Origin of the sequence: Bacillus sp. FJAT-27225 (genome assembly GCF_001685025.1) — a bacterium.
In the GTDB taxonomy this organism is placed as follows: domain Bacteria; phylum Bacillota; class Bacilli; order Bacillales; family Cytobacillaceae; genus Bacillus_D.
Genome location: NZ_MAYU01000012.1, coordinates 403057 through 428225 on the forward strand (window position 1 = coordinate 403057; position 25169 = coordinate 428225).

Sequence of the window (25169 nt, forward strand, 5' to 3'; positions counted from 1 at the left end):
TGAGATGGACCCCGCAGGGACGGTTTTTATGGCATTCCACCGATAAGCCAATTAAACCATCCCTCTGGTCTCAGGTCGGTTATGCTTTTGAGATGAGTGTCCGTGAGACACCTAGAATTCTGGCTGTTTTGCCGTTGTGACAAGCCTTCAATTTCTTTGTTTTACGAAGAATTTCATTTCTTTAAAGTCCCGGTAAGCTCTTTACTTGTGCGATTTCAATTCCATCCAGGACCTGGTTAATTGCCTCTTTCGGTGAACCATGGAAATGCTTCCCTGATTTCTGTCCGGGGTATTGAGTTCCCTGCAATGCAAGTGAAGTTTACAACTTGCACGGACTCCTTAACCGCTTGTCTCGCTTTCAACATTATCATGTTACCAAAATGGATTGTATCATTACGAATTATTCACGGACCAACAATATTGGCAAAATCACCAATCGTTGTCGAATACTTCACATACAACCGCGGCAGAATAAAATTCTCGTCAGCCACATTCTTTTTGACAAAAGGAGCTGGGGTAGTCGTCAGTCCAAATTGATAATACTTCTTCGTTTCAGCCACGACCTTCGCGTTTGCATTTCCATATGGATACGACAGCGCAATAACTGGCTTCCCGGTAATCCGCTGAATTTTATCTTTTGAATCCTTTAGCTCGTGCACGAAGTTTACCGCCTTGGTCAGGTCCGGGTGGGTGGCCGTATGCGATTGGACCGAAAACATCCCGGTTTTGGAAAGCTCATTCAAGTCCGCCTCAGACAGACGGTTCCGTCTACCAATAAAATCGGAAATAACGAACAAGGTAGCTGACGGCTGAAAGCCTCCACCCCTCACTTTTTCAAAAATTGCCTTCACGCTCAAGTTATTCTTATAGCCATCGTCAATCGTTACGAACACAGGCTTGTCTACCCTGTCAATCTCATCCCAGCGTTCAAACGTCAATGGTGTGTAACCATGTTCCTTCAAATAACGCATCTGTCTCTCAAAGTTGTCCGGGGTTACATAAAGATCCTTTTGCCCGCTACCTGTGAATTCCGCTATCGAATGGTAAACAAGAATCGGCACCTTCTTCTCCGCAAATGCCCGGTCCGGCACAATAAGCAAAACAACGATTGCAAACATGAACAAAACCAGTCTGCTCACATAACCACCTCCATAAAATAGAGTTCCCTTTTACGGATTGCTCATCCGCATCAGACCAGGCGTTTCACAGAGATTTTAAAACGCACTTTTGAAACCTCAAAAGGCGATGAAACCAATGAATGGTCTGCATAGACAAAATAAGCAAAAATAATAGCCGGGTAACGAATACCCGGCCACCTGTTTAATCTGAACACAAAGACGGGATGTCTGAAAGGCATCGAAAGAGGAATTTTCGAGGAATGCAATATGAGGAAAATTCTAGCTCATCCTTCTTTTGAGCACTTCAATTTCTCTTTCATTTCGGGCAGCCTTTTCCCAAATATAATCCTGGTCTAACTCCATACTTTTAAGTCTGCCGACAACCTCGTCATGGCGCTCAGCATTTTTTTGCTTTTCAGATGCGAATTCCTCCCTCGTAGCTTTTAGGTCACTTTGCATCTCTAGTTGTAAAGTGTTTGTTTTCGTGACCATCCCTACTAATTGGCTTATCATTTGTTCCATTCTCGCAAGCCTTTCTTCCATATCTTCTTCACCTCCCTATTACTTTATTATACAACAAAATCCGCTCGTTCCAGCATTGGGGTATTAAGGTTACAAATAATATATTGGAAATTGATACAGATGAAGATGAACATTTGAATTCATTGAAAATACGTTGTCCGGTATTTATTGTGCTTATGTGAATTTGAAGAAAGAAGGCCGGAACAGTGTTACCTTCTTACAGGAAATAAAGAATAAGAACAGTTTAAAGGGTCCATGCCTATAAATTAAGGTGTGGATCCTTTTACAGTTACGTTTGTCCTGTAAGTTTGAAAATCTGTCCTGTATCTTCCGGGAAATGTCTCGCAATCTTTGGGAAATGTCCTGAATCATCCGGGAAATGTCTTGAATCGTTTGCTTGGCAAATAGGGACGGTTCGATTCCCCTTGGAAAACATCCATACGATAGCTACTAAGCTTAGAGTAACTTCTCGGAAACTGCTACGACCAAGTGAGATAACCAACAAACCTAGAGACTAAAAGAGGATGGCCAGTCCCATCCTCTTGTTACTTTATCAAATTTTTAAACAATGCTTCCATGCTCTCTACGCTGGCCAGGCCGTTGGCTAGCACTCGCCCATCTGGTTTGATGGAGATTTCAAGTCTGTTAGGGGTGTTTTTCAATTCTCCCTCTAAATGCTTGTATCTGTCAGTGAGGAAGCGAATATGTTGATTGGCTGACCCAATCCAGGGTCGGCTCAAATCTCGCTGTTCCCTGACGAATGGACCGTCGCAAAGGATGTCCGTAACTGAAAGAAGATGATTCCAGTCATCCCGGTTCGCAGCCTTAATATCTTGATAATAATAACCAGAGAAAGTCATGATGGAATAGCCTGAAGACTTCAACTTACTTCCCAGCTCCGCAAGTGCAGCTGCCTGCTCGAATGGCTCTCCACCAAGAAAAGTAACTCCTTCAACCTTTGGCCCCTCGATAATAAGGGAATAAAGTTCCTCAACGTCGATGTCATAGCCGCCCTGTTTTGACCAGGTGAACGGGACCGCACAGCCTGGACAATGAATTGGGCAGCCTTGGACTTGGATGCAGGCCCGGTCGCCGGGACCCTCCACCCTTGTGAACGGGATGAATTGATGTATGCAAAGTTTCATTAGAAATCGACCATCCGGCCGGCCTTTTGCGGGGCAACGGACTCCGAAGCCTTCACGGTGGCAAGCAGCCTGATTTTTTCAATGTTATGCGGCTTAAGGTTAAGCAATTCGGTAAATTCATCTAATGAACGAAAGCCGCCTTTTTTTGTACGTTCCGATACTGCCCGTTTCGCCAAAATCAATCCAACACCTGGCAACTGTGCGAGTTCCTCTTCGGTCGCTTCATTCAAGTCAAGAAGTGGTTCCTCAAGTGAGCTTTGAACGATTTCTGCCGGTTTAGGTGCAATTCTTTCTTGTTCCGGGACGTCTGTCAAATTCCCTTTAGGAGAAACATTCATCTCCGTTGTTTTTTCATAAGCCGGGGTCTGTTGCTGCTCTGTATGGTATACCTGACGTATCGCTCGTTCCTCAGTCGACCGCGGTGTTTGGCGAGTTTCTTGTTTAGCCACGGTGCGCGGTGCCTGCTTTCCTAGCCTTACTCCATATTCAGACTCAATTGCCTCGCGCATTCTTCGCTCCTCATTCGAATTAATTAATTTTAGGGCTTCAAGCCGAAGAAGGTATTCCTTCCGTATTCGAAATGCATGAATAATGGAGGAAATCCAGCCAAGCAGCGCAAGTATCATGATCATATTAAATGGCCACTTGTCTGTATTTAATGTTTCTAGCCCAATAAAGAATAAAATGAACGGGACTGAATAAATAAACCCCCAAATGGCCCATTTCCTGTGCCTTACTTTAAAGCCAACAAAGAAAAAGGCAGTCCAATTAAATAGAAAAATAAAAGATAAAAGAATCCACCAAGAGTTCAGGAAACCCCATAATGCGCTTTTCTTCGTTGATGTCATTCATTCATCCTCCTCTAGAAATCTACAATTCTTCTTCCTTCTTTTACTTCAATAGGAAGGGATGAAAACGAGACAAGTGGCCTCAGTGTTTCGACCACGTGTGGCTTAAAGGCAAGAAGCACGCCTAACTCTTCTAAAGAGCCAATACTTCCGCGCCGTTCCCGTTCCTGAATTATTTTCTTCGCTTTGATTGCCGTCATCCCCGGCAGGCCAACCAATTCAATTAAGGGCGCTGTATTAATATCGACTTTTCCAAGGGCTTCCGGCTCTCCTTGGCTAGTCTCCAGCTCTTCAAACAAAGGATTGATATCGCTATTTCCGCTAACAGACAGTGGCGGAGGTGAAGCAGAGGTAGGTACAGCCAATCCAGCAAAAATTTCTTCATCCAACAAAGGGCTCCACTCATCCCTGCCCTTCTTCCAAATAAGTGTCCCACCAACATCAATCTGCCGTGATTCTGCAAGCCATGCCACTGTTCTTCGGTCATAAGGGCCAAATCGCTGTCCATTGGCCTCTAAATGCCATTCTGGGAGCATCGCATTTGCTTCAGTTTGTGGTGAGGTAAGAAACGATTGGATTTCCGTCAGCAGCCGGCACAGTTCCTCGTTTTTCATGTTGGACCCCGACATCCCGAATAACCTACCGTGACCAATTTCTAGTTCCCATTTGCCTTTTACCTTAATGGTGGCGTCACGGAAGATATCCCATAATACCGAGGTCTTGCGGCTGACCGTTGTCCAGTCATTATTCCAATAAAGGCCTCCGCTACAAATAGCGAGTCCATTTTTGGCACTGCCGAAAATGGTCGCATCGATCAGCGCAAAAACTTCTTCATCAGCAGGGATTGAGTAATTCTCCCTTGCCGCCTGAAGCTTTTTCGCAGGAATCAATTCCTCCACATAATAAGAAGCGTTAGAATAGTTCTCGCAAATCCTTCGAATGCCTTCCAAATCGATCGTACTGCCCGCAAACTCCCCCCTGGAAGGAGTTCTAATATAGGAGCTCTCTAAATAACTGACCGGTTCAGGATTAACAACAGGAGGTCCGATATCACTCCGGGCCCTAAAGTAAGAACGAATATCCTCGAGCAAGGCAATCAGCGCCTTAGGTTTCATGCCACTACCGGCCAAGCTGCAAGCGAAACCGGGCTTGAAAACAATCTCTCCAAAGCTCAGCTTCATTGGGCCCATCTCAAGAAACTCTTCCCAAGTTACCCGGCGTGTTGTATTCGTATGCCAGTAAAACCCATGCATACCAATTGCAAAAGAATTTTTACAGCTTTTAAATAGGTTGCTATTAATCAATGCTAGAACTGTTTCCGCGGCGGGGATGGGAAGACCCTTCATCGCGTTCGCCAATTTGTCTTGGGGAATGCCAGTGCCTATGTATAAATCGCTGCAACTGTACCTTCTGCATATTTTTAAAATGTCTTTGGCCACCACCATATCGTCACCCCTGAATATTCAATGTAATCACAATAGAATTGTCATCAAGGACCTCTTCCGATTCAACGGAAAGATTCTTTGCCGCCGCGCGCTGTTTCAGCTTTTCATAGACTGCTGACTGCAGGCAGCGCTTGTATTCTTCATCGATATCCGACATATACATGAACACCTCATGCATGTCAGGCGGATTCCTCAATTCCACCGTGAAGGGTGTATCAGCGCTAGTCTGCCTGAAAGTCATCGGTGTGCCCTGAACGGTACAAACAATTTCCCCGTTGTCTTTTCGATATGGATTCACGCCAAATTCCCTCAAGGTCTTTGTCAGTAAATCGCCGTCCACAAAATTGGTTGGAAAGACCTTTACGGCATCCTCGGTCACCTGAGCCTCTATGTCTTTTATCGCGGTGACAAACAGCTTTCGGTTGGACTTTAATTCAAGATCCTTCATAAACCCTTCCAACAATGGCATCGGGTCGTGTTTGCTGAAAATTGCATGCCACTTTCCTTCAACAAGCTCCCAAAAGAAGAACTGTTTCTCCCCGTCAAGATGGGTTTTAATGCTCCCGCCCCATTTCTCGGCATCATACCCAGCCATGCGCACAGTCCGGACCAAATCCAGTTCATTTTCAAACGTCGTCGGCACCTTCAACTGCGCCGACTCAACCCAGTTATTAAATTTGTCCTTGCCCATCACGACCCGGAGAGTGAGGGCAAGCGGTATTAGCGCGAGTGAAACAGACATTACAATTCCTCCCTTGTTATCCGGCGTTCATAGTCCCATTCTGTTTCTTCAATCTCAACTTTTTCAGATTCGTAGTATTCAGCCGTGTATTCCGAATCAATTGTTTCAGCATCGAGCAACTCTTCGAGCAGGGAAATATAATCGGTACACTTTTTACCTTTAACACCTAGAACCTCTGCCTGGATTTGGCCGTCGCTAAATAGTTGGATCCTAAATTGTTTTTTCACACGCTACACCATCCTTTTTAAAAATCCAATGCACGTCCGCCCCGGGCTGATTTTACATCATCGCTCTTGGGAGCGACCGGTGCAGCACTATCCTTTAAACTGTCATACTCAGTTCGGTCTTCCTTTGGGGTAGCAGCAACTGCGCGTACATTTGCCCATTCGCGGATACCACGGATCTGCTCGGCCTGAGTGATTGAAAGCGGTACAGTATTGGCAATCGCCTTTTCAAAATCGGTGTATTCAATGCTCCTGTCCTCGGAAAATGCTTCGAACAGCGCCGTGATGACCACCTGCTCGATCTCAGCTCCTACATATCCCTCTGTCAGAGAAGCCAGCTGCTCAAGAACAGAGTGATCCCATTCAAAACGCCCTATCACGTCCGGGTCAGTAAGCCGTTTGTCAATATGAAGCTTAAAAATGTCCATCCGCTCCTTTTTGGTTGGCAGATCGACAAAAAAGATTTCGTCAAAGCGCCCTTTCCGCAACAGCTCGGCTGGCAGGGAATGTATGTTATTTGCTGTCGCCACAACAAAGACTGGCTTTGTTTTTTCCTGCATCCAAGTCAGAAAGGTCCCGAATATCCGGCTGGATGTCCCGCTGTCACCGCTTTGGCCTAGACCGCTGAAGCCTTTCTCGATTTCGTCGATCCACAAAATGCTCGGTGAAATTGCTTCGACTGTCTGAATGGCCTTGCGCATGTTTTCCTCACTGCTTCCGATAATTCCGCTAAAAATCTTCCCGATATCGAGGCGAAGAAGCGGAAGATGCCACATTGCACTAACTGACTTAGCAATCAAGCTTTTACCACAACCCGGTACTCCGGTAATTAAAACACCCTTTGGTGCAGGCAAGCCGTACTTTTCTGCCGAATCAAGCCAGGATTTATTCCTTTTCTTCAGCCAGCGCTTCAAATTCTCAAGACCACCGACATCCTCGATTTTCAAGTCACTCTTGATAAATTCAAGAATTCCGGATTTCTTAATATTCTGACGCTTTTCTTCCAATATGATTTCAACATCGCTTACATCAAGGCGCCCGTCCTGAACCATCGCCCTTGCAAATGCATTTTCCGCTTCATGCAGCGTCAGGCCAAGCGCAGCTTTTGCAAGACGTTCCTTCTCCTCAGGTTTCAAATCAAATTGAATCCTTCCGCTCCGCTCGTTCGCATAAATCATTTCATCCAGGACATCGTTGATTTCCCTGAAGGACGGCAGGTCAAAATCAACAATTGTAACGTCCTTTTGCAAATCATTCGGGAGGACAAGGGTGGGACTTACAAAAATGACGTTCTTCGGGCTCGGACTCTGTTTCAATAATGGCAGCAAGTCACGAATTTTCCGGATAACCTGCACATCCGCCTGTCGTCCATTCGAACCGAAATAAACATGGAAATCCTTCAGGATGAAAATAGCGGGATCACTGTAATTCTCTATGTATTGAAGTGCTTTTAGGGGATTCTTTGTTTCTTCTCTGCCTTTGTGGCCATCCTCCGACAAGCCGTTTGTCACGCTCCACGTAAATACCCGCCGTGTAGTCTTAATAAGGTTCTCATCGGTCACAACCGATTTAATCACCGATAACGCACGTTCCTCTTCCCAAGTAGAAATATACAGGTAGGGAAAACGCGCCTTTAACAAATTTGAAATCAATATTTTAAAATTGGACACCGTAGCTGTTTCTTGCATCAACAAGTCTCCTTCAATGAAACATAATAGTACTTGCTTAAATCGCATTAAAATTCAACAAATAATTACCAATTATACTATCAAAATATTCATTATTTTGAAAATTAATGTGTAGTATAATCTTTTAAATCATTGTCGCTTGAGATTGGTGGAGTTCCTAAAATTCAGGGAGAATTACGGTAAAGAGATAAGGCGGGGGATATGCTTTACATTATCGAAAGACTAAAAATCGCTTTTTTGTTTTCAGCTTTCTGGACAGAAGATGGGCTGGGGCTGCCTGTTTGAAAAACTGGCCTATGCCAGCGGGGAGCTCCTACACGACCAGTCTTTCCAATTCTAAACCTAGAACTTCCCCTCCATTTAGACCGCCTCCTCATTCTCCCGACATCCGAGCTCGCCCACAACATTCCGAACCACCAGTCAGCCCATTGACCCCAGTTCAAGGCGAAGCCATACTGGTCAGTCTTTTGTTGCTTCTGTAATATAATTCCGGTGTCTCAATCCCCTGCACAATTGTGCCGCCTCCAGTAAATTTCCTCGTATCGGCTGGCTGGAAGCGGGCGACAGGGCCAACTGTGAATTGCTGGGCAGCAGCCGCAAATTTGTTTTTCCCAGGCACTACAATGCGGTAGAAACTAATTAAACACCTTTAACATTTTCTTCCGAATCTCCTCAGTTCTTGAACACGTATCCAGGCTCGATTTTAAATGCTCGAGTGTCACTTCTTCTGATTTTAGAGAACCTTCAAAACGCAAGTCCTTAATCCATTCCCAGATATCTTCAAGATTTCTTTTTAAAAAATAAAACTCAAAGGCATCCATATCAGGATTCTCATAGCTCATATAGTTTCTGTATTCAGTCAAGAATTGTTCTGCATATGGCTCAGTTATGATGAGGATGAGGTCTTGTTCTTGCGGAGCAAGTTTAACACATTCCCAATCAAGAAGCATAAGGTTTTGCCCTTGCATAAGATTCCAATTATGAGCATCGGAGTGGGACAAAACAAACATGTGAGATTTGCTTTTCAATGCATTTGCTAAATACCCCAGCCTGTTAATCTTTTCTACTAATATTTCAGTATAGGGCTCTACAATCTCTAAAAGGATATCATTCGTATTAGCCAAGTCATGATGAATAAAAGAAAATAGGTCTTCACAGAACTCAATGTCAAAACGTTCCTTTACTTGCTGCTTTTTTAGTTCATGAGGGATAGTTGAAGTGTTTTTATGAAGCAGGCCCAGAATTTTTGCCAGTTCTTTTACCTGATTTGGGCTTAGCTGCTTTTCACCAATTGTCGTTCCTTCTATATACTCTGAAAGCAAATACACATACTGTTCGTCTTCACATTGATTCCTTTGTGACTTCGTAAAAATTGGTTTGGAGAGATGGTTTTGCAAATCAGTATGATGATGCAGCCAGTTGACTAAAGGGGTATATCTATCGATTGCATCAATCCACTGAGAGCTGGAGGGCTTATTTTTGTTGTACACCTTTAAAAAATACTTATTACTTTTATCTTCCACTAAAAAAGCTAAAGCCGACCACCCGCCTGGACGCTGTTCAATTGAAGTTGCGTCAATTCCATAGTTATCTTTTAAAATAGTAGAAATACGTGTATTTATCTCCATTACGTCTCCATTCTTTCATAAATTTAACAAACAGAAGCGGTCCAATTCTGCTGTGAATTGGACTGCTATCTGTGTGTTCATTTAATGGCCTGCCGGCTCCCTTCTAGGTGTGGGAGACAATGAATTCGGCTTGACCTTGGAGTTGACAGCTGCCAACTCCATATGGCAGGACAAAGTGACTCCCTTTTTTCACAGTAAACTCGCGGCCATCAAGAATAAGCAAAGCTTCCCCGTCAAGGACGCTGACCTGCAAGAAATCAGCATCCATTTCCCTCGAGGACTGTCCGTCCAGCTGCCAATGATAGACCGTAAAATACTGCTCTTTTACAAGCTGTTTCTCGACGAGACCGCCAAAGGACTCTTCCTTTTGCTCCGCGAGTGCATCCTCATGTGGAACTGTGGTCACTTGAATGGAGCGTTCCAGGTGCAATTCACGTTTGTTGCCTGCTGCATCTGTCCGGTCATAATCGTAAACGCGATACGTAATGTCAGAACTCTGCTGGGTTTCAAGGATGACAATCCCTGCTCCAATCGCATGAATGGTGCCGCTTGGAACATACACGAAATCCCCCGCCTTGACCTTTACTCGCCTTAACAGCTTGTCCCATTCACCGGACTCAACCATTTTTCTAAGTTCTTCCCGTGTGGATGCGTGATGCCCAAGGACAAGCTCCGCCCCTTCCTCCGCACTGATGACATACCAGCATTCGGTTTTGCCATAAGGCACCCCTTCGACCTCGCGTGCGAACGTGTCATCTGGATGGACTTGGACGGAAAGGTCATCGGCCGCATCCAGGATTTTTATAAGCAACGGATACTCTTCTACATTCCCTGTCCTTTTATTAAAAAGCTCTCCATGTTCTTTCCATGCGTCCGCCAGCGTTCTTCCTGACAATGGACCATTCTTAATTACGCTTGGCCCATTCAAATGAGCTGAAATCACCCAAGCCTCGCCTGTTTGGTCACTCGGAATCTCGTAATTAAATTCGGTTTTCAGTTTATTGCCTCCCCAGATCCGTTCTTGTAAAACGGGTTCCAGGAAAATCGGTTCATTTTTATACATATGGTCCTCCTACTCATTGTGTTTAGCTTGGCATTTATCTTAAGGCTGAAAAAACAAAACGTTATACCGCTCTTCCTTCCAGGGAAAATTGTGCCAGCAGCAAAGCGCCGGTTATGCCGGCATTGTCGCCAAGTCCCGGACTGACAATATAATCGGGTAGATTCGGAAGTTCCATATACCCATTGAGAAAGGACGGTAAATAGTTATATATCGCATCAAAAACTTCACTTTGTTTCATCACGCCGCCGCCAAGGATAATTTTCTTTGGAGACAATATTAAAATATAGCTCATCAGTGCCTGGGCAAGATAGTACCCCTCCAAATCCCAGGCCTTTGGATTCCCTGTAAGATGCTGGCCTTTGTTTCCCCACCGTTCTTCGATTGCAGGCCCGGCTGCAAGGCCCTCGAGGCAATCCTTATGGTAAGGGCATTTCCCCTCATACGTGTCTTCAGGATGGCGTCTTAAAAGAATATGCCCCATTTCAGAGTGGGAAAGCCCTTGAAGAAGTTTTCCATGGACAAGCGCGCCGGCGCCGATACCGGTTCCGACTGTTATATATAAGCAGCTATCCAATCCTTTTGCCGCGCCAAATGTCGCTTCACCGAGCGCTGCTGCATTGACATCCGTATGGAAGCCAATTGGAATCGGGAAAGACTCCTTTATTGTTTGGACAAACGGAAAGTTCCGCCATCCCGGTTTTGGCGTTGAGGTAATATATCCATAAGAAGTACTTTCAGCATTTACGTCAATCGGCCCAAACGAACCAATTCCAATTGCTTCAACAGGATGTTGTTTAAAAAAAGCAATGACTTGCGGAATCGTTTCTGATGGAATCGTGGTTGAAATAACCTTCCTGTCAAAAATTGTCCCGTTTTTATCCCCGACAGCACAGACAAACTTTGTGCCCCCGGCTTCAATTGCACCCAGCATATGTACTCTCCTCCTATTCATTCTAAATATTACATCAACTGCATTCCAACAGCTCGTATTGTTTACGCCTGCCGCTGTACTTCCTTTGGTTTTTTCCAGGTAAAATACAGGACTGGAATCATTAGAACATAGACAATCGGAAAAACACTGAAAGAAATCGGCAGCAGTGCATCGAGGTCAAAATAGCTCCTCATCCCCAAAAACATGAATACTCCTACAATCCTGCCTGCCCCGAGCGGAATCTCGCGAATGATAATGTAATCGAGCCTTCGTTCGTGATAAAACGGATCCTTTTCGATCGACTCGTAAATCATCGCATTCATGGATGTGTTAATCATGTTCAACGCAATCGGGGATAGCAGTCCGAAAACAATCAGTGACAGCAGGATTGGCTTCGCAGCCAGAAGTACAGAGCTTAGGGAAATCGTAACCGCCCCTAACGCAAAAACTTTAAGCCGATTCTGCGCTGATGAAAAACGCGCCAGCAGATAGAAAGCAAAGATGGAAACAATTTGGGCACCGGTATTATAGATACCAAGATTCATTTCCCCGCCAGCAATTTTAAATGTCATCATTGTAATTAAAAACGTTACAAAAGCACCCGAAACGATCCCATCGGAGAACATCACTAAGTACATTTTACGCCATTCCCGGGAAGGGTTCCTAATAACATCCCAAAAATGACTTTTCGCTTCGATCCCGATTCCTTTCACCTTAAGCGAAAGGACAAGGGCAGCAAGGATAAACAAGCAGGTTGCCGCAAAAACAACATAATAGCCAGCCATGCCATCGAAGCGGGAGATGGTGATTCCGGCAACAAGCGGGGCGATCACTCCGCCAACAGTAGACAGGATCCCCTCGATATACAGGAAGCTATCCCGCTTGTCGTTCGTCGTCAAATCGAGTACAGCCATATGCATACCAACAAAATAAAGGCTCATTGCCAGGCCATTAGAAATGCCGAGTAAAAGAATGTGCTCATCCAAAGTGTCATGGAAAACAAGGATAATCAAATACGTAATCAGGTAAAACAGAAAGCCCATCCGCATCGTGGACATCGGGCTCGTCTTTCTGGCTAGCCATGCGCAAAGGCCAAAGCTGACAATAATCGCGACGGACCAATACAAACTGTAATAAGCGAGCAGGGAATACGTCTCATCAAGCCTCCATAAAAAGACACTCTGGAAGATCCCAGATAAGGCCATTCCAAAACCAAACAGGGCATTCATCCACATATAAAATTTTAATTCTGAAGAAAAACTCTTATAAATAGAATACATCGGTTGAACTCCCTTGAAAGATAAGGGCGGGATCCCCTATCATTTATTCACGACGATCGCCTTCGAAACAGAAAGTGACGGATAATCGGCCATGACCGATGGCAGTTCTTCTAGCGATATCTGATGGGAAATGAGGCTCTGGACATCGATAACCCGATTGGCAATCAGCGCGATTGCTTCCTCATGGGTATACGGGTTTACGAACGAACCTTTGATGGTCAGTTCCTTTGAGAAAATCTCATAAGGAAACACTGAAATCGCTGTTTCAGGAGAAGCCACGCCAAACAGCAGGACCTGGCCGCCCTTAGCAGCGGAACGAAAGGCCGCTTCCATACTCTCCTTTTTGCCGACACATTCAATCACGACATCCGCCTCGACTGGGTGATTATCCAACGGGTTAATAACTTCATCTGCGCCAAGCTGATAAAGGAGGTCTTTTTTGGATTCGGACGGTTCACTTACAACTACCGATGCCACGTTCTGTCCTTTTACGAGCTGCAGGAATAGCTGGCCAATAAAGCCGCCGCCAATAATAAGCACTCTGCTCAATGTAGACAGTTCGACTTTCTTAAAACCGTGCAAAACACAGCCTAACGGTTCAACCAAAGCTGCCTCCTCGAAGGTTATTGAATCCGGGATTACGTAGCAATTGGCTGCCGGGGCGACACAATACTCACCCATTCCGCCATCCCTTGTTACGCCGATTGCCTGCATATTCTCACAAAGGTTCACGCGGTTGTTCCGGCAATAATGGCAAGTCCCACAGTAAATATTCGGGTCGATGGTTACCCGGTCACCTTTCTTCAGCGTTGTCACACCTGTGCCAATCTCCACCACTTCACCGGCCAACTCATGGCCAAGGATACGGGGCGGTATGACCGCTGCAGAACCCGGCTCTCCGTGGTAAATATGCTTGTCAGTCCCACAAATGCCGCAGCTTTTTACGTTAATGACGACCTCACCGTGCACCAATTTAGGCATAGTGGTGTCCATGAATTCAATTTGTTTGATTCCTGTTAAAATCGCTGCTTTCATTCCGCATCCACCTCAACCATTTCCGACTTCACACTATTGATGGCTTTCACCTGAAGCGTTTCCCACGGAAGTTTTTTTCCTTCCGCCTGACTAATCGGGATCACCTTTTTGACACCTGGCTGTAAATCAAAGAAATTATCCTCGATGAGAAGCTGTTCCATATCCATTTCGATTGTGACCATCCTTGCCAGCCCATTAGAGACAATAGTCAGCTCGCTTTTTTCCCTGCAAAGTTTTGCCCTTAGTGTCACTTCAGGAAAGAGTAAATCTTTCTGGTCCCGTAAATAATACGTATTTTCATAGGTTTTCTTTTTCAAAGACTTGAGGATGACGACAGCTTCTTCCGGCTGAATCCCTTGAAGGGCCACTTCCTCTAGAATCGTATCGAGATGAAAAGAAGTATTCGCTCTTACTGAAACATCCCACTGCTTTTCATACACTTTACTTCCATTAAAACTGAATACCGCAAGCTCCACTTTATCCTCATAGTCCTCGAGCGTGTCATTGACAATCCAAATGTTAAGATCCTTCATCGGCTCATGGTCGATGGTCAGCAAAATCGGATGAAAGAATTTTTTCGCATAATGATAGGATGCTTTCGGCAGCAAATAATAGTCAATGACAGACCAGCTTGTCCCCGGCCAGCAGTCATTGAGCTGCCAAAACAAAGCCCCGCTTGTGTAGTGTTTATTCCGCCGGTAATGCTCAATACCAAACTTCAGCCCTTCTGCCTGGGTAAGCATCGAATAAGCAATATAGTCATCAAGATTTTCCGGCACCCCGGTATACCCTTCCATCAGCAAAATTCCCTTAGGATGATGGATATCTTTGTTACGGTAAGCCATTTCTTCGCTTCCCCAGTAAAATTGCTCCTCCGGAATGTTACGCTTAAGGGTATAGCGGTTAGAGGACGCATGCATGCCGAATTCGCTCGCAAACTTCGTCGTATCCTGTTTAAACTTTTTAAAGCTTAAGCCTTCTATAGAATAGTCGACCCTTTGCGGTTCACCAAATACACGGGGCTCGATATTACCATGCCAAACCTGCCAGTTATGGGTATCGCCCTGCTCCCTTGAGTTGTGGTCGTTGCCGCCATAAGGCGAGCTTGGCCAGAACAGTCTTGTTGGGTCAAGCTCCTCCAGCAGTTCAGGCATGAGTTCGTGATAAATCTTCTCCCCATAAAAGGGATCTGTGATTTCTCCTGAGGAGGATAACGCTTCATACAGCCAATCATTTTCATTGTTCCCGCACCACAGGGCCAGGGAAGGGTGATTCCGCAGCCGTTTGACAACGTTAATGATTTCATTCCGAACATTGTCCATGAAATTTTTATTGTAGTCAGGATAAAGGGCACAGGAAAACATGAAATCCTGCCAGACAAGAATCCCGAGCCGGTTGCATTCGTCATAGAAAACATCGCGCTCATAAATGCCGCCGCCCCAGACACGGAGCATATTCATATTTGCGTCTCTTGCCATTCGAATCAGATGCTGATATCTCGAATCGGGTACCGCACCTATGAAACTATCGATTGGAATCCAATTGGCCCCTTTTGCAAAAATCTTCTCCCCATTCAAGACGAAGGTAAATGAATGATTGCCGTCCTTATCCTTCTGACGGACTTCAATGGTCCTGATCCCGAAATCCTCTTGTTTGGCGTCGACTTTTTCACCATTGGCATATAGCGAGACATCGAATGTATACAGGTTGGGCGTACCAAGGTCATGGGTCCACCATAGATTCGGATGATCGACTTCAATCGTGATGAACGCCTTTTTGCCCGATAGTGACGCCCTTCCAGAGAATGTTTCGCTATCCAAAGAAAGACTCGCCAGGACCTCATAGTTCTTTTCTTTCCGGAATGCCTTTACATCCACCTCTACTTCGACAATTGCTTTTTCTTTTGAAATAGAGACGGTTTTTGCAAAAACAGAGTCCAGTTTTGCGGAGGTATATTTGTTAAGATGAACATCCTTCCAAATTCCTGCAGTGACGAGGCGGGGGCCCCAGTCCCAGCCGAAATGGCTCTGGGCTTTCCTTGTCCAAATCCGTTTCTTGCTGTAGCCGGACCAGTAATACTGAACTTTCTGCCCGACATGTTCTTTGACAGGGTCGAATTTTACAGCAAGCACATTCTTGCCTTTTTTCAGCTCCCTCGTGACCTCAAACGTATGGGCAATAAACATATTGTCAGTCGAGCCCAGTTCCACACCATTCAGGTAAACCGTCGCATATGTATCAAGGCCTTCGAAGACAAGTTCGAAGCGTTCATCGGGGTTTCCCGTGCCTTCGAATTCAAAAGTGGACCGATACCACCATACTTTCTCCTCCACCCACTGGCATTTCAAATCATTATGGCCAAAGAACGGATCGTCGATCAACTTGCGGTCAATTAGCGTGGAATGGACATCCCCGGGAACGGAAGCCGTCATCCAGAAATAATCAATATAGTCAGGGGATGCAACCTCGAGGTCGCGGACTTCACCAACATTAAAATGGCGGATTTTCCAGTTGTCATTTAGTTCCATTCGAATAAATCCTCCTAATTGGGATTTTTCACTCAATGCGGTTACCCTTTGTGTGTTATAAATGAACGTTGATTTTCTTTGTTTGAAAAAATAACGGAGAAATTCCGGCTAAATTGGGGAATACCCATATTTCCCTAAAAATAAGGGGAATTTTTCCGGTTATAGGATTCAAATCATTGGGTTTTGTCTTATTTAGAGCAGGTAAGCGGAATATCTCCGCTTATTGCCGCTTCATAAGCTGCCTCTATATACATTAGCCGGAAATTCTCCGCCTATGAATTCTCAACTAACAATGAATAATAACAGAGCCAAGCCTTTAAAAAAGGCCAAAATCAACAGCGATTTTGGCACTTTCTATATGGATTACTCTATATATGTCAAAGAATCCAGGATTTCCTTGAGGCTTAGCTCAGCGCAGGCCATTGATGTATCAGCCACGCCATAGTACATTTTGACAACATCGCCTTCTACGATAGCACCGCAGGAGAAGACCACATTGCCGAAAAATCCTTCGACTTCATAATCTGCTTCAGGTTCAAGAATCGGCTTATCGGACCGGGCAATGACTTTGGTTGGATCATTGAGGTCAAGCAGAACGCCTCCCATGCAATAACGGTGGTCGGACGTCGCGCCATGGTAAAGCTCGAGCCAGCCTTTTTCCGTTTTGATCGGAACTGCTCCACCGCCCATGCGGCCACTGTCCCACATTCCTTCGCGCAAGCCTAGCAAAAATTTATGGTTTCCCCAATGAAGGAGATTCGTAGATTCGGCAATCCAAATTTCCGGGTTGCCGGTGCTTTTTGGAACAGGCCTGTGAAGGGCATAGTATTTACCGTTGATTTTCTCTGGAAAAATCAACACATCTTTATTTTCCGGCGCAAAAATCATCCCATGGTGCTCGGTTTTGACAAAATCCTTTGTCGAAACCATCACTTCGCCAACGCCAACAGGTGAAACCGCGCTGAAATAGATGTAATACGTATCATCAATTTTTGTAATCCGCGGGTCTTCGATTCCGAATGTCTCAAGCTCAGTGGAAGGGTAAACAAACGGCTTTTCATCGACAGTAAACTGGTGGCCGTCCTTGCTTCTGGCAATCCGTAAATAAGAAAGTGACGTCAAATAGACAAAACGGCCCGGTTCATTCTTTCTCCCGATTGTTCGCGGGTCAGAAAAGTCGTAAGCAGGATCGTTCAAGTCAAACTCAAGAATGTCCAGTTCGTTTGTTTTCGGATTGAAAACAGGCGATTTCACGATCGCTGGATCCGTGCTGATTGGACGCTCCGCGACACGAAGCAGCATAATGATTTCATCATTGTATTCGGCTACTCCAGCATTAAATGCGCCGATGACTTCAAAATCTTCCCTATGTGGCTTTACATCCACCGGGGTAATTAGAGGATTTTCTTCATATCGATATACGTTCATGCCAGCTCTCTCCCTAATTTTCATCAGTATTTTGTTCGTATTTGAGGAATGGATCAACAATCGTTAGTTTTTGGGCTTCAGCATCACTAATTCCCGCGTAGAAGTCAGCCGTGCCATCCCCTTTTCGGACGAGCCCTCCGCTGAAGACAACATCTTCAAGGTCAGGGCGCTTAGAAGGGCCTGGCAGGAAGTTGCTCCTTGTCGCAATGAGCTCGATGTCGGAATAGGTGCCGGTCTCTGGGCAGAGTGCGAACACCATCGGATAGTAATGGCGGTCACCCGCTTCATCAAACGAAGCAATATGCCCGAGTACGCCGATCAGGCCATTGGCTAGTACGTGCGCCTCATTCGCGCCGCCCCATTCTTCGTCAATGAATTGCCCCTCAAGTAGCGGAGCCTCATTGATGACGTCCAATGTCAACTCATCCAATCCAGAAATCTTCGTCCAGCCAATCTTCCCTCTGCCGCCTTTTTCACCTTGTGGCCTGGTCAGTACACCAATACTTCCATCGTTCAACTCGACAAGGCGAAGGTCTTTCATGCCATCCGGACCTTTTGCAAACTCTTTCAAGCCAGTAATTGAATCTCCTTTATAGAACACTGTTCTCCAGCCAAGCTGCCCTGTATGTACTGGATGTGGAAAAATCTGCACTCCTCCAAAAACGAGCTGTCCAGCTATTTTTGTAAAAAAGGGATCTTGCAGTTCGAAGACAGGGGCGTTATCCCTTGGAATCCATTCGCCATCTCTTTCAACAAAGAAGTAAACGGTCGAGTGCTCACTATCACGGGACTCTACACGGCCGGCGATGACCAGTTCGCCTTCATCTTCAAAAGGTGCTGAAATATTGTAGACATCTTGATTTCCAACACCGGAAAAACGGATTTTTTCAGGATTACCAGGCTGTTCCCGTACTGAAAATTCGTCGAGAAGCTGTGCGCACGTTTTTACATTTCCTTTTTCTAAAACAGGCATTTTTTTGTATCCTCCACTAAAATAATTGCTTCATCAGGCAATAACTCCAATTGCTTTCCTTGTTCAAGCTCGGTCCTTTTATTCGATAGCAGTAAGGCCATACCTTTGGTTTCAACCTCAAGCGTCTGCATTTCTCCAGAAAAATTAAGGGCAGTAAGAGTCCGTTCCTTCCCATTGGTTCTCACGAAATAAATCACTTCGCCCTGTTTACGCAAAATTTCATAGTCCCCAGTTTGGAACGACAGATGCTCTTTGCGAAGTTGGAGCAGCTTTTTGTAAAAAGAAAGGACGGAACCTGGTACTCCATGTTGACTTTCGACAGTCACGTCTGACGATTCAGCAGGAACGGTAATCCATGGTTCGCTTTCCGAGAAGCCCGCATATTCGCTTGAATCCCATTGCATCGGGGTACGCGACTTGTCGCGGCACCGTTCATTCGCTTGGGCGAGCGCCTCCTCATGGGAAGCTCCTGAACGGATCGCCTTTTTATACTCAAGTTTCCCCTGCACATCCCTCATGTCCGCAATGTCAGCCGGCACCCAATCCGGCATTCCGATTTCATCGCCCTGATAGATGAATGGGACTCCCTTCGCAGTAAGCATCAATGCTGCCATCTGCTTGGCGCGTTCAGGATTGCCGCCAAAACGGGAAAAATGGCGGGACATGTCATGGCTTGAAAAGAACAGCGTAGCCGTCTGGTCCGGTCCGTATGCTTCTTCCGTTGCAGACAATTGGCCGAAAAGCTGTTCAATATCAAACGTTTCGATGCTGCCAATATTAAAATTGAAGCAAACATCCAGTTTCCCAGAACCAGAGTACTGTTTTAAAACATGTATATCTTCGGAACCTACCTCGCCGACAAGAAACTTGTCCGGGTATTGGTGAACCAACTCGGCAATTTCACTGATAACGTCAAGAATGCCTTCCTGGTCCTGGTCGTACAGATGGATCTGTTCATTTTTTTCATCATAAGGGTTATCCGGAAAAGTATTGTTGACCTTCAGGTAGTTGATGACATCAAGCCTGAAGCCATCAACCCCTTTTTCCAGCCAAAATTTCATGACATTAAACATTGCTTGCTTAACTTCAGGGTTGGCCCAATTCAAATCCACCTGTTCCTTCGCAAAAGCATGATAATAATACTGTTTTGTTGCCTCATCGTATTCCCAGGCCGAACCGCTGAAGAACGATTCCCAGTTATTCGGTTCGTCCCTCCATATATACCAGTCCCGCTTCGGGTTATCCTTTGACGACCTGGACTCCTTGAACCATTGATGTTCAGAAGAAGTATGGTTCAGGACGAGATCAGCAATTACCTTGATCCCCCGCTTGTGCGCTTCGGCCAGAAACCGTTCGAAGTCTTCCATCGTTCCATAGATGGGATCAATTCCGTAATAATCGGAAATGTCATAGCCGTTGTCGACTCTTGGCGAAGGGTAAAAGGGAGTCAGCCATAATCCGTTGATACCGAGATCGGCAAGATAATCTAGTTTCGATGTGATTCCACGAAAGTCGCCTATCCCATCGCCATTGCCATCCTTAAAGCTCGGCATGTAAATTTCATAGAACACAGATTTCTGCCACCATTTTTCCATATCAAGAACTCCCATCGTCGATTACTTAAGAGTAAACTGCATGCCCTCCTGGAACTTCTTCGCAAATAGAAGGAAAATAATAATGATTGGAAGTGTCAGCAGTACAGATGCAGCGTACATCGGTCCTGGATAGCCTCCATAAGGTCCGAACATTTGCGATAAGAGAACGTTCAATGTCAGCATCTTATCGCTATTGACCACAATCATATCCCATAGGAGTTCTGTCCATCTTTCCATGAACAGGAACAAGAAAATAACAGTTGTGATTGATTTTGACATTGGCAGCACAATCCGGAACATGATTTGCAATTCACTTGCGCCGTCCAGTTTTGCTGCTTCAATGAAGGTGTTCGGAATCACTTTAAAGAAGTTCGTATACATGAACACGGCCCATAAACTCATCGCTTTCGGAAGAATCATCCCCCAGTAGGAGTCATACATGCCGACTTTTTGAATAACAAGGAACGTAGGGATCAGCAAAATAATCGCCGGGAAAAACATTTGAAACAATATGAAGTTATTGATCGTATCCCTTCCTTTGAAAGGGATTTTTGCCAGTGCATACGAAACCATAATTGCCGAAGCCATCATTAAGAATGTCGAGCCGGCGGACACGATGAAACTGTTGAAGAACGCATTAATCCATGGGCGCGGTATGACGGCTTCCCCGCCGCCAAGCAGCCATGTCCAGGACTTTAATGTAAACTCGGTCGGAAAGAATTTCTTATCGACCTGGTTCCAGTCCGCAAATGAATTCAAGACCATATAAATATACGGGTAAATCATGATGAGCAGGAGGACAGTCGCAAACAGGTACCGGAAAAATACTCCTTTTTTCTTAGCTCCAACCATTTCGTTTCCCCCACATTTCCAAGAGTTTTCGAATGATGTAAATCGCAATGAAGGTTACGACAGAAGCAATAATCGCAATCGCTGAAGCGTAGCCTGCCTGGAGATTCGTAAATGCTTTAGAGAAGATCTCCATCTGCCATGTATTGGTTGCATAGTTTGGGCCACCGCCAGTCAATTGGTAAACCTCAGTGAATATGCCGAATGTAACCCCAATTGATAAAATCAGAACTGTAAACAGGGCCGGGTAAAGCAATGGCATGGTGATTTTCCAAAAACGCTGCCATCCATTCACACCATCAATCGCCGCAGCTTCATAAATTTCCTTATTAATGCTTTCAAATCCTGAAGTCAGGATGAGCGCATAGTAGCCGGTAAATTTCCAGGCGATAATAAAGGCGACGACAAACAACGCAGAAAACGGCTTTCCAAGCCAGTCGATATCAATGCCGAACTTGCCGCGAAGCAGTTCATTCAGCGGGCTGTTATGCGATAAAAGTCCTTTAACAATCAGCGATGAAACAACGCCTGATGCAAGATACGGCAGGAAGAAGCCAATGAGGTACAATCCTCTGAACTTTGGCAGCCCCTGGACGATCAAGGCGACAATGATTGAAAAAGCAACAACCATCGGTACAAATAAAGCCATGAATTTGAATGTTACCCAGAAGGCACTTTGGACTCCCTGGCTTTTAAAAGCTGTCAGATAATTTTCGATTCCGACAAAGCTAAAGGTCGGTGAAATTAAGTTCCAGTCGGTTACAGACAGGAAAAGCGACCAACCGAGCGGAATCAGAAAGAAAACAATTCCATATACAAGATAAGGACTGGCAAAAAGCCAGCCCATCCATCCTTGTTTGTTACTCATTATTTGAGGGCCCCCTCAATGGCCTTTTCCATGTCCTTCCACGCAGTTTCAGGGTCTTTCTCTCCTTTTACAACCGGGTTGAAGGCTTGCTGGCCAATAAATGTTTGAATGTCGTTATACTTTGCGTTATCCATTGGCGGGATTGCATTTGGAACAGCAGCCGCATATGGCTGTAATGCAGGGTTATTGTCAAAGAACGCTTTGAACGCTTCATTTTCAGTCAGGTCATCACGTGCTGGAGGCAAGCTTGTCTTCTCAAGCCACTTCGCATCATTTTCCGGATTTGAAAATACCCAGTTCATAAATGTGGCGGCTGCCTTTTGTTGTTCTTTCGTTGCGGACGCATACACTACGATTCCTTTCGTATCAGCAAATGTTTTCACATTTTCTGTGCTCATGCCGTCTGGAACCGGAGGCGCCGCAAGCGTAAATGTTTCATTGTATTTCATTTCAGGGAATTTTTCTTCCCAGAAAGGAATGGTCCAAGGGCCGACGTCAGTGAAGATTCCCAGTCCGCTTTCAAACGGATCCTTTGCCTGCCTTACCATAAGCGCATCTGCTTTACGAAGGTCATCGACAAATCCAAGAACCTGTTCGCCTGCTTTTTTGTCGGCAGTGAACTCTTGTCCTTCGACGAATTTATTGCCATCGGAAGCCGCATCATACAGCATGAAGAAGTCAAACCATCTTTTCCAGGCAGTAGGGTCGGCCAGGTCGGCTTTTGCCCATACATATTTATCAGGGTATTTTTGCTTCAGTTTTTCCGCTACATCCAGCATTTCACTGTAGGTTTTTGGCGGCTCATTATAGCCCAGCTCTTTCAGGACATCCAGGCGCCAGCCGAACAGCATGGCATTTGAGTACATTGGCAATACATATTGGTGGCCGTCAGCAAACTCCCAGCCCTTCATCGTTTCTTCCATATTTCTGTTTTTCTTGATTTCTTCCCAGCCCTCAAATTCATCGAGAGGAAGGAGCGCTTTACTTTCAGCCAGCTGTGCCGCAAATCCGCGGTTAATATTTTCGGACATAGTAGGCGCGCTGCCACCGGCAATCGCTGACTGAATGCTGGCCTCAGATGTCGGACTTTCTTTCATAGGGCTAACATTCACTTGAATATCGGAATGTTCCTTATTGAACTCATCCGCTACTTCTTTCCAATACACTTGCTGTGTTGGATTTGGAGCAGCCCAGAACTCAATCGTTGTTTTTCCGTCCTTCGAGCCGCCTCCACTAGTATCGCTATCGTTCGAGCAAGCTGCCAGAACGGAAACGGATAGTACAGCTGACAGTGCGACAGAGGCAAGTTTTTTCATTTTCATTGTAGTTTCCCCCAAAGTAATTGTAGTGGTATTTCTGAACAAGCAATATTTTTGAGCGCTGCTATCAAAACAGCTTTTAAAAAGTATAATAGAAGTGATTCAACACCGGTTCAAAGATTTACTCTTTTATCTACCCCACTTTCAAAAACGTACGGTATCATGACAAACGAATATTGTAATTGAAAAGTAATGGTTTTTGTAACCTTACAAATACATTATCACACTGTTTTTTAGATTGTCAACGTTTTCAATCTAGTTTTCGAGTTAAATAGATTTACTTGCAGTCTTGATAATTTAAGTTTGTAACGTTACAATAGAATTACAAATCGAATTAGTACGAACATTATTAGGGGGAAGCTCGGCGAATGAAGAAAAAAGTGACAATGCAAGACATTGCCAATGAATTAAATATCTCGAAAAATTCTGTTTCCCAGGCATTAACAGGAAAACCAGGGGTAAGTGAAGAAACGAGATTCATGGTCCAGCAGATGGCCAATCGGCTCGGCTACACATATCCAGGCAACAAGCCTGCTAGCAAGACTTTGGGTCAGAAAAAAGGGCTCAATTTTGCACTGATCGCATCTGACTTTGCTTTTTCTTTAAAAAGCTTTTTTGGCGAAATCTACTTGAGCGTGGAAAAGGAAGCGAGGGCACGAGGTATCAATTTATTTATTGAATCAATTGATCAAACTTCGGCAGATCAGTTAACCCTTCCCTCCCTTCTAACGAATCACCAAATAGACGGGATCTTAATCTTGTCACACATTCGTGACGAATATATTCTAAGCATTATCGAAACCGGCATTCCGGTTGTACTGATTGATCACCATTCTCCTTATTTGCAAGTAGATTCAATTCTGACAAATAACCGGTTTGGCGCCTATTCCGCAGTGGAACATCTAATCAAGCTGGGGCACGGGGATATTGCGTTTGTGGGAGACACTACTTTTTCACCTAGCTACCAGGAAAGATTGGATGGCTATATACTGGCATTAACTAAGCATGGGATTGAACCGAACCCTTCTTTTATCTATAAGAAAGCACAGGAGAAAGATGAAGAAATTCAAGGTTATATAAAAAACCTGAACGAAGCGCCAACCGCCTGGTTCTGTGTGAATGATGGGCTCGGATTCCTCGTTCAGTCCACTTTACAGCGAAATGGGTATTCCGTTCCGGACGATGCGTCTGTCTGCAGCTTCGATAACGGCCAATTATCGCAAATCGCCAATCCGAAAATAACAACGGTCAATATAGATTTACATTATTATGGAAAAAAAGCAGTGGAACAGCTTTGCTGGAGAATTCATAACAAAAATGAGCCGATTCATGAAATCCTTCTGCCAACAAACATCATTCAAAGAGAATCAACTTCAAAAAGGAAACTTTCTTAATACAGGGAGAGACTAGCAGTGGAAAATGAAGGACAAAAATCAACAATCTACCTTATATCCGGGCCGGTCGGAGTTGGGAAATCGACTACATCTCTAACACTTGCTCAAACACTCAAGAACTGTGTCCTTATTGAAGGTGACAACATACTGAAAATGCTTGAATACGGGGCAGAAACGGAATGGGAAGACCGCTTGAGGATCACATGGGACAATATTTTAAGCATCACAAGAAATTTTCTAGTAAATGGCTATAATATTGTGATCGACTTTGTTGTAGAAGAGGAACTGGAGTGGTTTTGCAGAAACCTGTCAGATCTGCCTGTAACGTTAAACTATGTTGTCTTAACTGCCGAAAAAGAGCAGCTGTTTGAACGGATTCGGATGAGGGGAGATTCCGATTCTATTGAACGATCTTTGTGCTTATTAAACAAACTAACTTCAACTCCATCTAATAGACCATTTCTCCTTAAGACAACCTATAAATCTACCGCTGAGATTGTTGAAACGATTATGAATGGAAGAGATTTTAAGGTTATAGTATAACGA

Annotated in this window: 22 protein-coding genes; 2 read left to right on the top strand and 20 right to left on the bottom strand. The window is 44.9% G+C overall.

The genetic code is table 11. From position 1 onward, the window contains the following. Nucleotides 1–404 precede the first annotated feature (404 nt). From A8F94_RS09455 to A8F94_RS09555, 20 genes are all read right to left on the bottom strand, one after another. The gene (locus A8F94_RS09455; protein WP_066198885.1) at nt 405–1139 is read right to left on the bottom strand and encodes a polysaccharide deacetylase family protein; all 735 of its coding nucleotides are present in this window, start codon (nt 1137–1139) and stop codon (nt 405–407) included. 258 nt (nt 1140–1397) lie between these two features. Further along, entirely contained in the window at nt 1398–1661 is a 264-nt protein-coding gene (locus A8F94_RS09460; RefSeq protein ID WP_066198887.1) for a hypothetical protein, read from the bottom strand. A 524-nt stretch (nt 1662–2185) separates the two neighbouring features. Further along, complete coding sequence (locus A8F94_RS09465; RefSeq protein WP_066198895.1) at nt 2186–2785, bottom strand: 4Fe-4S single cluster domain-containing protein; 600 nt, start codon at nt 2783–2785, stop codon at nt 2186–2188. Next, nucleotides 2785–3633, bottom strand: a complete 849-nt coding sequence (locus tag A8F94_RS09470) for a ComEA family DNA-binding protein (protein WP_066198898.1) — start codon at nt 3631–3633, stop codon at nt 2785–2787. The genes A8F94_RS09465 and A8F94_RS09470 overlap by 1 nt, the downstream gene beginning before the upstream one ends. Before the next feature lie 14 nt (nt 3634–3647). After that, entirely contained in the window at nt 3648–5078 is a 1431-nt protein-coding gene (locus A8F94_RS09475; RefSeq protein WP_066198899.1) for a helix-hairpin-helix domain-containing protein, read from the bottom strand. Nucleotides 5079–5082: 4 nt separating this feature from the next. Beyond that, a complete protein-coding gene (locus tag A8F94_RS09480; RefSeq protein WP_066198901.1) occupies nt 5083–5820 on the bottom strand; it encodes a hypothetical protein in 738 nt (245 codons plus the stop codon). Then, nucleotides 5820–6047: a DUF2997 domain-containing protein gene (locus A8F94_RS09485; RefSeq protein WP_066198905.1), complete on the bottom strand. Its 228-nt coding sequence runs from the start codon at nt 6045–6047 to the stop codon at nt 5820–5822. The genes A8F94_RS09480 and A8F94_RS09485 overlap by 1 nt, the downstream gene beginning before the upstream one ends. 17 nt (nt 6048–6064) lie before the next feature. Beyond that, nucleotides 6065–7732, bottom strand: a complete 1668-nt coding sequence (locus tag A8F94_RS09490; RefSeq protein ID WP_066198911.1) for an AAA family ATPase — start codon at nt 7730–7732, stop codon at nt 6065–6067. Nucleotides 7733–8367: 635 nt separating this feature from the next. Further along, complete coding sequence (locus A8F94_RS09500) at nt 8368–9360, bottom strand: aminoglycoside phosphotransferase family protein (protein WP_066198915.1); 993 nt, start codon at nt 9358–9360, stop codon at nt 8368–8370. Nucleotides 9361–9463: 103 nt separating this feature from the next. Further along, on the bottom strand, nt 9464–10423 hold the full coding sequence (gene manA, locus A8F94_RS09505) for a mannose-6-phosphate isomerase, class I (protein WP_066198918.1): 960 nt from the start codon (nt 10421–10423) through the stop codon (nt 9464–9466). Nucleotides 10424–10484: 61 nt separating this feature from the next. Continuing rightward, nucleotides 10485–11354, bottom strand: a complete 870-nt coding sequence (locus A8F94_RS09510) for an ROK family protein (protein WP_066198920.1) — start codon at nt 11352–11354, stop codon at nt 10485–10487. 62 nt (nt 11355–11416) lie between these two features. Continuing rightward, a complete protein-coding gene (locus A8F94_RS09515; protein ID WP_066198922.1) occupies nt 11417–12634 on the bottom strand; it encodes an MFS transporter in 1218 nt (405 codons plus the stop codon). A gap of 39 nt (nt 12635–12673) precedes the next feature. Next, nucleotides 12674–13669, bottom strand: coding sequence for a zinc-dependent alcohol dehydrogenase family protein (locus A8F94_RS09520; RefSeq protein ID WP_066198925.1), 996 nt, complete (start codon nt 13667–13669; stop codon nt 12674–12676). Continuing rightward, entirely contained in the window at nt 13666–16197 is a 2532-nt protein-coding gene (locus tag A8F94_RS09525) for a beta-mannosidase (protein ID WP_066198928.1), read from the bottom strand. Before A8F94_RS09525 ends, A8F94_RS09520 begins: the two co-directional genes overlap by 4 nt. Nucleotides 16198–16560: 363 nt before the next feature. Then, nucleotides 16561–17625 carry a BtaManbiosPhlase gene (locus tag A8F94_RS09530; protein WP_066198933.1) on the bottom strand — a complete coding sequence of 355 codons (1065 nt, stop codon included), beginning with the start codon at nt 17623–17625 and terminating at the stop codon, nt 16561–16563. A 13-nt stretch (nt 17626–17638) separates the two neighbouring features. Next, nucleotides 17639–18598 (bottom strand): MTP-1 family protein, encoded by a 960-nt coding sequence (locus A8F94_RS09535; protein ID WP_066198936.1) that lies wholly within the window; start codon nt 18596–18598, stop codon nt 17639–17641. Continuing rightward, nucleotides 18586–20193, bottom strand: coding sequence for an alpha-glucosidase (locus tag A8F94_RS09540; protein ID WP_066200399.1), 1608 nt, complete (start codon nt 20191–20193; stop codon nt 18586–18588). The genes A8F94_RS09535 and A8F94_RS09540 overlap by 13 nt, the downstream gene beginning before the upstream one ends. 21 nt (nt 20194–20214) lie before the next feature. Continuing rightward, nucleotides 20215–21045, bottom strand: a complete 831-nt coding sequence (locus A8F94_RS09545) for a carbohydrate ABC transporter permease (RefSeq protein WP_066198940.1) — start codon at nt 21043–21045, stop codon at nt 20215–20217. Further along, on the bottom strand, nt 21032–21910 hold the full coding sequence (locus tag A8F94_RS09550) for a carbohydrate ABC transporter permease (RefSeq protein WP_066198945.1): 879 nt from the start codon (nt 21908–21910) through the stop codon (nt 21032–21034). The genes A8F94_RS09545 and A8F94_RS09550 overlap by 14 nt, the downstream gene beginning before the upstream one ends. Continuing rightward, nucleotides 21910–23232: an extracellular solute-binding protein gene (locus A8F94_RS09555; RefSeq protein ID WP_175384385.1), complete on the bottom strand. Its 1323-nt coding sequence runs from the start codon at nt 23230–23232 to the stop codon at nt 21910–21912. Before A8F94_RS09555 ends, A8F94_RS09550 begins: the two co-directional genes overlap by 1 nt. 365 nt (nt 23233–23597) lie before the next feature. On the opposite strand from A8F94_RS09555, the gene A8F94_RS09560 reads away from it, so the two are divergent. After that, nucleotides 23598–24623: a LacI family DNA-binding transcriptional regulator gene (locus tag A8F94_RS09560; RefSeq protein ID WP_066198947.1), complete on the top strand. Its 1026-nt coding sequence runs from the start codon at nt 23598–23600 to the stop codon at nt 24621–24623. Between the two features lie 18 nt (nt 24624–24641). After that, nucleotides 24642–25166 (top strand): AAA family ATPase, encoded by a 525-nt coding sequence (locus A8F94_RS09565; protein ID WP_066198950.1) that lies wholly within the window; start codon nt 24642–24644, stop codon nt 25164–25166. Nucleotides 25167–25169 lie beyond the last annotated feature (3 nt).